At 71.3% G+C, this 12,554-nt stretch carries 11 protein-coding genes; all 11 read left to right on the top strand.

Annotated features, from left to right (window positions below):
- Genes bchB through puhE form a run of 11 tightly spaced genes read left to right on the top strand, consistent with a single transcriptional unit; the run spans nucleotide 1 to nucleotide 12,480 of the window.
- Entirely contained in the window at nucleotides 1-1,593 is a 1,593-nt protein-coding gene (gene bchB, locus BLW78_RS23820) for a ferredoxin:protochlorophyllide reductase (ATP-dependent) subunit B (protein ID WP_091682493.1), read from the top strand.
- On the top strand, nucleotides 1,568-5,272 hold the full coding sequence (locus tag BLW78_RS23815; protein WP_091682492.1) for a magnesium chelatase subunit H: 3,705 nt from the start codon (nucleotides 1,568-1,570) through the stop codon (nucleotides 5,270-5,272). The genes bchB and BLW78_RS23815 overlap by 26 nt, the downstream gene beginning before the upstream one ends.
- Nucleotides 5,269-6,162: a ferredoxin:protochlorophyllide reductase (ATP-dependent) iron-sulfur ATP-binding protein gene (gene bchL, locus BLW78_RS23810; protein WP_020095252.1), complete on the top strand. Its 894-nt coding sequence runs from the start codon at nucleotides 5,269-5,271 to the stop codon at nucleotides 6,160-6,162. Before BLW78_RS23815 ends, bchL begins: the two co-directional genes overlap by 4 nt.
- Nucleotides 6,163-6,178: 16 nt before the next feature.
- Nucleotides 6,179-6,928, top strand: coding sequence for a magnesium protoporphyrin IX methyltransferase (bchM, locus tag BLW78_RS23805; RefSeq protein WP_020095253.1), 750 nt, complete (start codon nucleotides 6,179-6,181; stop codon nucleotides 6,926-6,928).
- Nucleotides 6,925-8,352, top strand: coding sequence for a BCD family MFS transporter (locus BLW78_RS23800; RefSeq protein WP_020095254.1), 1,428 nt, complete (start codon nucleotides 6,925-6,927; stop codon nucleotides 8,350-8,352). Before bchM ends, BLW78_RS23800 begins: the two co-directional genes overlap by 4 nt.
- 18 nt (nucleotides 8,353-8,370) lie before the next feature.
- Nucleotides 8,371-9,150 (top strand): photosynthetic reaction center subunit H, encoded by a 780-nt coding sequence (gene puhA / locus BLW78_RS23795; RefSeq protein WP_020095255.1) that lies wholly within the window; start codon nucleotides 8,371-8,373, stop codon nucleotides 9,148-9,150.
- The gene (gene puhB, locus BLW78_RS23790; protein ID WP_020095256.1) at nucleotides 9,147-9,797 is read left to right on the top strand and encodes a photosynthetic complex putative assembly protein PuhB; all 651 of its coding nucleotides are present in this window, start codon (nucleotides 9,147-9,149) and stop codon (nucleotides 9,795-9,797) included. The genes puhA and puhB overlap by 4 nt, the downstream gene beginning before the upstream one ends.
- An 11-nt stretch (nucleotides 9,798-9,808) precedes the next feature.
- Nucleotides 9,809-10,303: a photosynthetic complex assembly protein PuhC gene (gene puhC, locus BLW78_RS23785; RefSeq protein ID WP_091682490.1), complete on the top strand. Its 495-nt coding sequence runs from the start codon at nucleotides 9,809-9,811 to the stop codon at nucleotides 10,301-10,303.
- Nucleotides 10,303-10,599, top strand: a complete 297-nt coding sequence (locus tag BLW78_RS23780) for a hypothetical protein (protein WP_020095258.1) — start codon at nucleotides 10,303-10,305, stop codon at nucleotides 10,597-10,599. The genes puhC and BLW78_RS23780 overlap by 1 nt, the downstream gene beginning before the upstream one ends.
- Nucleotides 10,596-11,684, top strand: coding sequence for a magnesium-protoporphyrin IX monomethyl ester (oxidative) cyclase (gene acsF / locus BLW78_RS23775; protein ID WP_091682489.1), 1,089 nt, complete (start codon nucleotides 10,596-10,598; stop codon nucleotides 11,682-11,684). The genes BLW78_RS23780 and acsF overlap by 4 nt, the downstream gene beginning before the upstream one ends.
- 1 nt (nucleotide 11,685) lies before the next feature.
- Complete coding sequence (gene puhE / locus BLW78_RS23770; RefSeq protein ID WP_091682487.1) at nucleotides 11,686-12,480, top strand: putative photosynthetic complex assembly protein PuhE; 795 nt, start codon at nucleotides 11,686-11,688, stop codon at nucleotides 12,478-12,480.
- The last annotated feature ends 74 nt before the right edge of the window (nucleotides 12,481-12,554 follow it).

Here is a 12,554-nt window from a genome sequence, read left to right as displayed (position 1 = left end):
ATGCAGCTCACCCTCTGGACCTACGAGGGTCCCCCGCATATCGGCGCGATGCGCGTCGCCACGGCGATGTCCGGGCTGCACTACGTGCTGCACGCGCCGCAGGGCGACACCTACGCCGACCTGCTGTTCACGATGATCGAGCGGCGGGACGCCCGCCCGCCCGTCACCTACACGACCTTCCGCGCCCAGGATCTCGGCCGCGACACCGCCGAGCTGTTCAAGCAGGCGGTCTCGGCCGCCCACGCGCGGTTTCAGCCCCAGGCGATGATCGTCGGCGCCTCCTGCACCGCCGAGCTGATCCAGGACGATCCGGGCGGCCTCGCCAAGGCGCTCGACCTGCCGATCCCGGTGATCCCGCTGGAATTGCCCGCCTACCAGAAGAAGGAGAACTGGGGCGCGTCGGAGACCTTCTACCGCCTCGTCCGGGCGCTCGCCGGTCCGCCCGCCCCGCATCCGGCGCGCGAACCCGGGCAGCGTCCGCTCTGCAACATCCTGGGACCGACGGCGCTGGGCTTCCGCCACCGGGACGACCTGATCGAGATCCGCCGGCTGCTCGATTCGCTCGGCATCGCCGTGAATGTCGTGGCGCCGCTGGGGGCCACGCCCGCCGATCTCGGCCGGCTCCGGGAGGCCGATTTCAACGTCGTGCTCTACCCCGAGACCGCCCGGTCGGCCGCGGACTACCTGAAGAAGAGTTTCGGGCAGCCGTTCACGCAGACCGTCCCGATCGGCGTCGGCGGCACCCGCCGGTTCGTCGAGGAGGTTGCGAGCCTCGCCGGGATCGACCCGGCACCGGTGCTCGACGGCCCCGGCTCGCGGCTGCCCTGGTACTCCCGCTCGGTCGATTCGACGTATCTCACGGCCAAGCGCGTCTTCGTGTTCGGCGACGCGACCCACGCCATCGGTATCGCCCGGGTCGCCGCCAAGGAACTCGGCTTCACCGTCGTGGGACTGGGCACCTACGGCCGCGAACTCGCCCGCGAGGTTCGCGCCGAGGCGGCCGAGCACGGCATCGAGGCGCTGATCACCGACGATTACCTCGACGTCGAGGCGGCGATCCGCGCGGCCGCGCCGGAACTGGTGCTCGGTACCCAGATGGAGCGCCACGTCGCGAAGCGGCTCGGGATCCCCTGCGCGGTGATCTCCGCGCCGGTGCACGTCCAGGACTTCCCGGCCCGCTACGCCCCGCAGATGGGGTTCGAGGGCGCCAACGTCCTGTTCGACACCCTGGTCCATCCGCTGATGATGGGCCTCGAAGAGCACCTCCTCGGCATGTTCCGGGAGGATCCCGAATTCCACGACGGCGTCGGCCCCTCGCATCTCGGCGGCAAGTCCTACGGGACTCCGGCGGACGGGGCGTTCGAGGCCGCGGAACGGGCGCCGGCCGACACCCCTCCGACGCCGGCGCCCGTTCCGATTCTTCTGGACCGGGCCGCAGCGTGGTCGCCCGAGGCCGAGAAGGAACTCAAGAAGATCCCGTTCTTCGTGCGGGGCAAGGCGCGCACCAACACCGAGACCTTCGCCCGGGAGCGGCATCTGCCGCTCATCACCGTCGAGACCCTCTACGATGCCAAAGCGCATTTCGGCCGATAGGCCGCCGATCCGCATCGTCATCGTCACGCTCGACAATCACTTGGCGAGCGCGGTGGAACGGGCGCGCCTGCGCCTCCGGACCGAGATGCCCGGGCTGGTTCTGGGCTTCCACGCGGCGGCCGAATGGGACAACGACCCCGCGACCCTGGAGGCCTGCCGGGCCGACATCGCGCAGGCCGACATCGTGCTCTCGGCCATGCTGTTCATGGACGAGCACGTTCGGGCGATCCTGCCGGCGCTGGCGGCGCGGCGCGACGCCTGCGACGCGATGGTCGGCTGCCTCTCGGCCGGCGAGGTGGTGAAGACCACGAAGCTCGGCCGCTTCGACATGAGCGGCACCAAGCGCAGCGCCCTCGACTTCCTCAAGAAGCTGCGCGGCAAGCCGGGCCAGCAGGGCAATGCCGGACGGCAGATGGCCCTGGTGCGCAAGCTGCCGAAGATCCTGCGCTTCATCCCGGGCTCGGCCCAGGACGTGCGCGCCTATTTCCTCACCCTGCAATACTGGCTCGCGGGCTCGGACGAGAACGTCGCCGCGCTGGTGCGCTTCCTCGTGCACCGCTACGCGGCCGGCGAGCGGGCCGCCTGGCGTGACGGCCCGGCGGCGCCCGCACCCCTCGACTACCCCGAGACCGGCCTCTACCACCCGCGCCTGCCCGGCCGGATCGGCGCCGACCCGTCGCGGCTGCCCCGCCTCACGGGCGCGAAGGGCCGCGTCGGCCTCTTGGTGATGCGCAGCTACGTGCTCGCCGGCAACACCGCCCATTACGACGGGGTGATCGCCGCCCTGGAGGCGCAGGGCCTCGACGTCGTGCCGGCCTTCGCCAGCGGCCTCGACAACCGCCCGGCGGTGGATTCCTTCTTCATGAAGGACGGTCGCGCCTGCATCGACGCGCTGGTCTCGCTCACCGGCTTCTCGCTGGTCGGCGGCCCCGCCTACAACGACGCCGCCGCCGCCGAGTCGATGCTGGCCAGGCTCGACGTGCCCTACCTCGCCGCCCAGGCGCTGGAATTCCAGACCCTGGAGCAGTGGGAGGCGGGCGACCGCGGCCTGTCGCCGGTCGAGGCGACCATGATGGTCGCGATCCCCGAACTCGACGGCGCCACCGCCCCGATGGTGTTCGGCGGACGGTCCTCCGCTTCCGGCAGCGACAACGCTCGGGACATGCGGGTCCATCCCGAGCGGGCGGCCCGCCTCGCCGAGCGGGTCGCGCAGCTCGTGTCGCTCCGCCGGACGGCGAAGGCCGAGCGGAAGCTCGCCGTGGTGCTGTTCAACTTCCCGCCCAATGCCGGCGCCACCGGCACGGCCGCGTTCCTGTCGGTCTACGCCTCGCTGCTCAACACCCTGAAGGGCTTGGCGGCGGACGGCTACACGGTCGAGATCCCGGAAGACGTCGATGCCCTGCGCGCGGCGATCTTGGAGGGCAATACCAAACGCTACGGCACCCAGGCCAACGTCCACGCCCGCATCCCGGCCGAGGATCATCTGCGCCGCGAGCCCTACCTCGCCGAGATCGAGGCCCAGTGGGGCCCGGCGCCCGGCCGCCACCAGACCAACGGCGCCGAGATCTTTGTCCTCGGCGCGCAGTTCGGCAACGTCTTCGTCGGGGTCCAGCCGGCCTTCGGCTACGAGGGCGATCCGATGCGGCTGCTGTTCGAGCGCGGCTTCGCGCCGACCCACGCGTTCTCGGCCTTCTACCGCTACCTGCGCGAGGATTTTTCCGCCGACGCCGTGCTGCATTTCGGCACCCACGGCGCGCTCGAATTCATGCCCGGCAAGCAGACCGGCCTGTCCGAATCCTGCTGGCCGGAGCGGCTGATCGGGGCGCTGCCCAACGTCTACCTCTACGCGGCCAACAACCCCTCGGAAGGGACGCTCGCCAAGCGCCGGTCGGCCGCGACGCTGGTGAGTTACCTCACCCCGAGCCTCGCGGCTGCCGGGCTCTACCGTGGGCTGATCGACCTGAAGAGCTCGATCGAGCGCTGGCGCGGCCTCGGCCCCGAGGCGGCGGGCGAGCGCGAGACCCTGGCCCGCCTGATCCAGGACCAGGGCGCGGCGGTCGACCTCGTGGCGGCCGATCCGGGCTGGAGCGGCGATCTGGAGGCGCGGGTCTCCGGCCTCTGGACCGCGCTGCAGGAGCTGGAGCAGACCCTGATCCCGCACGGGCTGCACGTGGTCGGGCAGGGGACGCCGGAAGAGGAGCGGGTCGATCTGCTCCTGGCGCTCGCCGAGTCGGCGCATGGCGTGAAGCCGGAGCGGGCCGGGATCGAGGCCCTGGTGGCCGGCCGGGGCATCGAGGCGGTGCTGAAGGCCTCCGGCCTCTCCGCCGACGAGACCAACCGCGAGATACTCAAAAACCTCGCCGAGACCGACCGGCTGCTGTCCCGCGACCATGAAGTGCCGGCGCTGCTGCGGGCGCTCGACGGCCGCTTCGTGCCGCCGGTGGCGGGCGGCGACATCCTGCGCAACCCGGCCGTGCTGCCGACCGGCCGCAACCTCCACGGCTTCGACCCCTACCGCCTGCCCTCGGCCTTCGCGGTGGCGGACGGCGCCCGGCAGGTCGCCCGGATCCTCGAGCGCTTCGCCGCCGACGGAAAGCCCTGCCCGGAGAGCGTCGCCCTGGTCCTGTGGGGCACCGACAACCTCAAGAGCGAGGGCGGCCCGATCGCCCAGGCGCTCGCGCTGATCGGCGCCGCGCCCCGCTTCGACGGCTACGGCCGCCTGAGCGGCGCCGAGTTGATCCCGCTGGAGACCCTCGGCCGCCCGCGCATCGACGCGGTGGTCACCCTCTCCGGCATCTTCCGCGATCTCCTGCCCCTGCAGACGAAGCTCCTGGCAGAAGCCTCGTACCTCGCCGCCACCGCCGACGAGCCCCTGGAGCAGAACTACGTCCGCAAGCACGCCCTCGCCATCCAGGCCGAGCAGGGCTGCGACCTGGAGACGGCGGCGCTCCGGGTCTTCTCCAACGCCGAGGGCGCCTACGGGGCCAACGTCAACCACCTCGTCGATTCGGGGAACTGGGACGACGACGCGGAACTGTGCGAGACCTTCTCGCGCCGCAAGAGTTTTGCGTATGGCCGCACCGGCCGCCCGGCGCCGCAGCGCGCCCTGATGCAGGCGGTGCTGGCCTCCGTCGACATGGCCTACCAGAACCTCGACTCGGTCGAGGTCGGCGTCACCTCCGTCGATCACTACTTCGACGGGCTCGGCGGCATGGGCCGGGCGGTGGCCCGGGCCAAGGGCGAGTCGGTGCCGATCTACATCAGCGACCAGACCCGCGGGGAGGGGCGCGTCCGCTCCCTGGAGGAGCAGGTGGCGCTGGAGACGCGCACCCGGATGCTCAACCCGAAATGGTACGAGGGCCTGCTCGGCCACGGCTACGAGGGCGTCCGCCAGATCGAGACGCATCTCACCAACACGGTCGGCTGGTCGGCCACCGCCAACGCGGTCCAGCCCTGGATCTACGAGCGGATCACCGAGACCTACGTCCTCGACAAGGACATGCGCGAGCGCATGGCCGCCTTGAACCCCACCGCCTCCGCCAAGGTCGCCCAAAGGCTGATCGAGGCGCACCGCCGCGGCTTCTGGACCCCCGACGCAGAGATGCGCGACGCCCTCGACCGGGCCGAGGAGGAGCTGGAGGACCGCCTGGAAGGCGTCACCGCAGGAGTGGCCGCATGAACATCGCGATCCGCAATCCCGTCGTCGCCCGGAAGGAGGAGGGGAGCCTTCAGGTCGCCCTCGACCCCGACCTGAAGATCGAGACCGCCAAGGTCTTCGCGGTCTACGGCAAGGGCGGGATCGGCAAGTCGACCACCTCGTCGAACCTGTCGGTGGCCTTCTCGAAGCTCGGCAAGCGGGTGCTGCAGATCGGCTGCGACCCGAAGCACGACTCGACCTTCACGCTGACCAAGCGCCTCGCCCCCACGGTGATCGACGCCCTGGAGGCCGTGAACTTCCACTCGGAGGAGCTGCGCGTCGAGGATTTCGTGGTCGAGGGCTACAACGGCGTGATGTGCGTCGAGGCCGGCGGCCCGCCCGCCGGCACCGGCTGCGGCGGCTACGTGGTCGGCCAGACCGTGAAGCTCCTCAAGGAGCACCACCTCCTGGAGGACACCGACGTCGTCGTCTTCGACGTGCTCGGCGACGTGGTCTGCGGCGGCTTCGCCTCGCCGCTCCAGCACGCCGACCGGGCGCTGATCGTCACCGCCAACGACTTCGACTCGATCTTCGCGATGAACCGGATCGTCGCGGCGATCCACGCCAAGTCCAAGAACTACGGCGTGCGGCTCGGCGGCGTCATCGCCAACCGCTCGGCCAAGACCGACGAGATCGACCGGTTCAACGACGCGGTCGGCCTGAAGCGCCTCGCCCACTTCCCCGACCTCGACGTGGTCCGGCGCTCGCGGCTCAAGAAGTCGACCCTGTTCGAGATGGATTCGTCGCCCGAGCTCGACGCCGTGACCGCCGAGTACATGCGGCTCGCCGAGACGCTCTGGGCCGGGGGCGAGCCCTGCGAGGCAATCCCCATGAAGGACCGCGACCTGTTCGAGTTCCTCGGTTTCGATTGAGTCTGGAGTTCGACCGATGGCCAGCGCCAGCTACGACGCCCGCCGGGGCGAGCTGACCACCTACTTCGACCGCACCGCGGTCGAGGCGTGGTCGCGCCTGACCTCGGACGCCCCGGTGAGCCGGATCCGCGCCACCGTGCGGGCCGGGCGCGACGCCATGCGGGCGACGCTGCTGTCCTGGCTCCCGGCCGACATGACGGGCTCACGCCTGCTCGATGCCGGCTGCGGCACCGGGGCGCTCAGCGTCGAGGCGGCGCGGCGGGGCGCCGAGGTGGTGGCGATCGACGTCTCGCCGACGCTGATCGGGCTGGCGCAGGAGCGGCTGCCGGCGATCGCGGGCGCGGGGCGCATCGACTTCCGGGTGGGCGACATGCTCGATCCGGCCCTCGGCCGGTTCGACCACGTCGTGGCGATGGATTCGCTGATCCACTACCGCGCCGCCGACATCGCTCGGGCGCTGGCGGTGCTGGGCGCGCGCACGGACGGCTCGGTGCTGTTCACCGTAGCGCCGCGCACGGCGCTCCTGACGGTGATGCACGCGGCCGGAAAGTTCTTCCCGCGCGGCGATCGCTCGCCCGCCATCGTGCCGGTGACCGAGGGCGGGCTGCGGCGGCGGATCGCCTCGGAAAGGGCCCTCGACGGCTTCGCCTGGGCGCGGTCGCACCGGATCAACAGCGGATTCTACCTGTCGAACGCGGTGGCGCTGACGCGCGCCCTGCCTCACCGCGCGGATGGTCGGCCAATGACACCCGGGGCGCGACCATGACCCCCGCCCGCAAGCTCACCGAGGCCCTGATGCGCCTCGGCCCGGCGCTGCTTCCCTTCGCGGACGCCGCCACCGCCGAGCTGCCGCTGGGACGGCTGCTCCGCCTCGCCCTGTTCCAGGTCACCGTCGGCATGGCTGCGGTGCTGCTGATCGGCACCCTCAACCGGGTGATGATCGTCGAGCTCGGCGTTCCGGCCTGGATCGTCGCGATGATGCTGGCGCTGCCGCTGGTCTTCGCGCCCCTGCGGGCGCTGGTCGGCTTCCGCTCGGACACCCACCGCTCGGTGCTGGGCTGGCGGCGCGTCCCCTACATCTGGTTCGGCACGCTGCTCCAGTTCGGCGGCCTCGCGATCATGCCGTTCGCCCTGCTGATCCTGTCGGGCGACACGACCGGGCCTCTCTGGGTCGGCAACCTCGCGGCGGCGCTCGCCTTCCTGCTGGTCGGCGCGGGCCTGCACACGACCCAGACCGTCGGGCTGGCGCTCGCCACCGACCTCGCCCCGGCGCACGCGCGCCCGAAGGTGGTGGCGCTGCTCTGCGCGGCGCTCCTGTTCGGCATGATGGCGAGCGCGGTGCTGTTCGGCCTGTTCCTCGCCCATTTCTCACCCGTCCGGCTGATCCAGGTGATCCAGGGCGCGGCGCTGGTCACGATCATCCTCAACGGGTTCGCCCTCTGGAAGCAGGAACCCCGCGATCCGAACCGGACGCGGACGGCACCGCAGCGCGACTTCCGGTCCTCCTGGCAGGCCTATGCGGGGCAGGGCACCGCCCGGCGACGCCTCGTGGCGATCGGCCTCGGCACGGCGGGCTTCTCCATGCAGGACATCCTGCTCGAACCCTACGGCGGTCAGATCCTGCACCTCTCGGTGGCGGCCACCACGGCGCTGACCGCGCTGCTGGCTGCCGGAGGCGGGCTCGGCCTGCTGGTCGCGGCGCGCTGGCTCGGGCGCGGGGGCGACCCGTTCCGCGTCTCCGCGGTGGGCGTCGGGATCGGGATCCTGGCCTTCTCGGCAGTGGTCTTCGCCGCCCCGCTCGCCTCGGCCGACCTGTTCGCCGCGGGCGTGAGCCTGATCGGCCTCGGCGGCGGCCTGTTCGCCCACGGCACGCTCACCGCCTCGATGAACCGCGCCGGCCCCGAGGATACCGGGCTCGCCCTCGGTGCCTGGGGCGCCGTGCAGGCGACCGCGGCCGGCCTCTCGATCGCGGCGAGCGGCCTCGTGCGCGACGTCGGCGGCGCCATCGCCCAGTCGGGGGTGCTCGGCGAGGGCATGAACGAGCCCGCCATCGGCTACCTCATCGTCTACCACATCGAGATCGCCCTGCTGTTCGCGGCGCTGCTCGCGCTCGGACCGCTGGTGCGTGAGGACGCCCGGATACGAGTTCGAGACAGCATCACCGACGGCCTCGCCGGCCGCACAGCCTGAGACTTGGGGAGGACAGCCATGCCAACCGGCGCACTTACGGGTTACGTCGACGTCGCCCAGGTCGTACTCTACGCGTTCTTCCTCTTCTTCGCGGGGCTGGTCTTCTGGCTGCGCCGGGAGGACCGGCGCGAGGGCTACCCGCTGGAGAACGAGACGGTCGGCCGCCGCAAGGCGGACGACCCGATCCTGATCCCCCGGTCCAAGGCGTTCCATCTGCCGGGCGGCGAGACGACCTACGCGCCGCAGGCGGTTCATGGCCGGGACGACATCGAGACCGGGATCCCGGCCCGCAAGGTCGAACCCTGGCCGGGCGCCCCCTACGAGCGCACGGAGACGTCGCTCCAGGCCGGCGTCGGCCCGGGCTCCTGGGTGCTGCGGCACGACGTGCACGACCGGACCTGGGACGACGAGATCCGCATCGTGCCCCTGCGGGTGGCGAAGAACTTCGTCATCCACGAGGACGGCCCGAACCCGATCGGCATGACGGTGTTCGGCACCGACAACGCGGTCGCGGGCGTGATCAGCGACGTCTGGGTCGACCGCGGCGAGTCGCTGATCCGCTACTACGAGGTCGAGCTCCCGACGGGCGGGCGCCGGCTGATGCCGACAACGTTCTGCCGGGCCGGCGGCTTCACCAAGACGGTGACGACCGAGGCTCTGCTCGCGAGCCAGTTCGCCGACATCCCCAGCACCCGCGATCCCGACAGCGTGACCTTCCTCGAGGAGGAGCGGATCATCTCGTATTTCGGCGCCGGCACGCTCTACGCGACGCCGGCCCGGGCGGAGCCCCTGATATGAGCGGCGACTTCCTCCCCGAGGGCACCCTGCGGGGTCTGCCCGGCCCGCTGCCGGCGGGCGAGCGCATCCTCTGGCAGGGTGCGCCGACGACCGCGGGCCTGCTGGTTCGGGTGTTCCACGCCCGCTTGGTGATCGCGTGGTTCTCGGTCTGCGCCGTGGCCTTCGGCCTCGCGGCGGGCTCGCCCGCGGCGGCGATCAAGGTGGTGGCGCCGACCCTGGTGATCGGCGCCGGCGCCGTCGCGCTGCTCTGGCTGCTCGCCTGGCTCACCCACCGGACGACGCTCTACACGGTGACCAACCGCCGCGTCGTGCTGCAGGCCGGCATCGCCCTGCCGGTGACCCACAACCTGCCCTTCGCGCAGATCGAGACGGCGGCCCTGCGGGCTTTCACGGATGGCAGCGGCGACCTGCCGCTGCGGTTGCGGCCGGGCCTCCGGATCGCCTACCTTCACATCTGGCCGCATGTCCGGCCCTGGCATCTCGCCCGGACCGAGCCCATGCTGCGCTCGGTGCCGGACGCGGACGCCGCGGCGGCGCTGCTGGCACGCGCCCTCGAGGCCCATGCCGACGGCACCGCGCCGCCGGTTCGGGTGGCGCGTCTCGGCCGAGCGGACGAGAATCCCGGCCGCCTCGTCGCGGCCGAATAGGGAGGGGCACGATGGGCGAGCGGGCGGAGGGCGCCGGCCGGGCCATGGCGGTCGCGGGACCGGCACCGGCGCTGCTGATGATCGGCGCCGGCGCGCTGATGGGCTTCACCATGCTGGCGGTCCTGATCGGCCGGAGCGAGAAGGTCGGCCTCGTCGCCCTGCCGCCCGCCAAGGTGGTGGAGCGCCTCGAGTTCCGCGCCGAGGATCAGGTCGACGGCTCGATCGCCCTGCGGGACGTCGCCGACCGGCACATCGTCGCCTGGATCCGTCCCGGCGAGGACGGGTTCCTGCGCGGGACCCTGCGGGGCCTCGCCCAGGCCCGCCAGCGGGAGGGCCTCGGCCCCGAGAAGCCCTTCAGCCTGACCCGCTACGACGACGGCCGCCTCGCGCTGGCCGACGAGGCCACCGGTCGCCGGGTGCCCCTGGAGGCCTTCGGGCCGACCAATGCCGGGGCCTTCGCGCGGCTGATGCCCGCGCCGGGCGCCCCCGCCGCGGAGACGCGGTGATGGGCCTGTTCGGCAGCCGCACCGTCACCGTGCCCTGCACGGTGGAGATCGAGCAGACGCCCGAGAGTCTGCACGCGCACGTCACCCTCGATGCCGGCTTCGAGATCGAGCCCGGCGACGAGGTCCAGGTCCACGACGCGCCGACCTCGGTGCCCTACGGCGAGCGCCTCACCGTGCGGCGCACCGCCACCGTGACGCGGGCCGGCGCGCTGGAGCGGGCCTGGACCAAGCTCATCGCGCATCTCGAGCTGACCGAACTCTACGAGGTCAGCTTTTCCGAGAGGAGGAAGCTGTGAACGCACCCGTCCCGCCGCCCTCCGGCCAGCCCGTCCCGAAGACGCCGATCAATGAATCGACCCGTTCGGCGCAGGAGACGACCTTCCTCAGCCCGCGTTTCTACACGACCGATTTCGACGAGCTCGACCGCACGAACGTCGAGCCGGTGCGGCGCGACTGGGACATCCTGATCGCCGAGCTGCGCTCCGACCCGAACAAGCGCCACTTCACCCGCAACGAGGAATTCGACTGCGACCTGTCGAAGATGGAGCCGGAGCTGCGGAAGGAGTTTTTGGACTTCCTCGTGTCGTCCATCACGGCGGAGTTCTCCGGCTGCGTCCTCTACGCCGAGATGCGCAAGCGGGCGAAGAACAAGGACATCAAGGAGCTGTTCGGCTTCATGAGCCGGGATGAAGCCCGCCACGCCGGCTTCATCAACGACACGCTCAAGGATTTCGGCATCGGCGTGGACCTGGGCTTCCTCACCAAGTCCAAGAAGTACACGTTCTTCCGGCCGAAGTTCATCTTCTACGCCACCTACCTGTCCGAGAAGATCGGCTACGCCCGCTACATCACGATCTTCCGCGAGCTGGAGCGGCACCCGGAGCGGCGCATCCACCCGATCTTCAAGTGGTTCGAGCTGTGGTGCAACGACGAGTTCCGCCACGGCGAGGCCTTCGCGCTGCTGATGCGCGCCAACCCGAAGCTGACGAGCGGCGTGAACCGCTACTGGATCCGGTTCTTCCTGCTCGCCGTCTTCGCCACGATGTACGTGCGCGACCATCACCGCCCGGCCTTCCACGCGGCGCTCGGCGTCGATCCCAGCGACTACGACTTCAAGGTCTTCCGGATCACCTCGGAGATCTCCCGCCAGACCTTCCCGCTGGAACTCGATATCGACAACCCGAAGTTCAAGGCGGGGCTCGACCGGCTGCTCGCCTGCTCCCGGGCGATCGCCGACGCCAAGGCGCGGGGCGGCCTCGTCGGCAAGGCCCTGCAGGGATTCCACGCCGCGCGCGCGGCCGTGACCTTCGCGCGGCTCTATCTCCTGCCCGTCAAGGCCAACGCCCTGCCGGCCGACATCCGCCTCCAGCCGGTCTGGTAGCATGGGGACCTATGCCGCCCCGGTCCTGTACGCGGTCCTGCTCTGGTGGTTCTCCACCGGGCTGATCCTGCTGCTCGACCACGCCCCGCGGCGGACGCATCCGTGGAGCATGGCCGGGGCGACCCTTCTGCTCGCCGGCGCCCTGGTGGCGATCCGGTCCAGCGCCGCCGACACGAGCGCCACGGGGGCCTACACGGCCTTCACGGCGGCGCTCGTCGTCTGGGGCTGGCAGGAGATGAGCTACTACATGGGCTTCCTGTCGGGCCCGCGGCCCGTCGCCTGCGCGCCGGGTGTGCGCGGGCTCGACCGGTTCTTCGCCGCGCTCGCCACCAGCCTGTGGCACGAATTCGCCATCGTGGTCGGCGGCCTCGCGATCCTGGCGCTGGTCTGGGGCAGCCCCAACCGCTTCGCCCTGTGGACCTACGGCACGCTGGTGGTGATGAACCTGTCGGCGCGGCTCAACCTGTTCCTGGGGGTGCGCAACCTCCACGCCGAGTTCCTGCCGGACCATCTCGGCTACCTCGCCTGCTACCTGTCCCGGAAGCCGATGAACCTGCTGTTCCCGGTCTCGGTGAGCCTCGGGACCATCGCGGCGGCCCTGCTCGGGCGCGCGGCGCTCGGCGCCGACCTGCTGGAGCACGAGCTGATCGGCTTCACGGTCCTGGCGACGCTGACCGCGCTCGCCACCCTGGAGCACTGGTTCCTGATGCTGCCGCTGCCCTCGGCGGAGCTGTGGCGCTGGAGCCTGCCGGCCCGGGCGCCCGGGGAAGCGGCCGGGCCGCCGGACCACGTGTAGGCCGAGGGATCACGAGCGGGCGACGCACGTCCACCAATCTGGAACTGGTCTTGTGCGAAGTCCGGTGTCACAGG

The organism is Methylobacterium sp. 275MFSha3.1 (assembly GCF_900108435.1).
Taxonomy (GTDB): Bacteria; Pseudomonadota; Alphaproteobacteria; order Rhizobiales; family Beijerinckiaceae; genus Methylobacterium.
The sequence above is the reverse complement of the archived record's forward strand: the minus strand, read 5'-3'. Positions and strand labels throughout refer to the sequence as shown.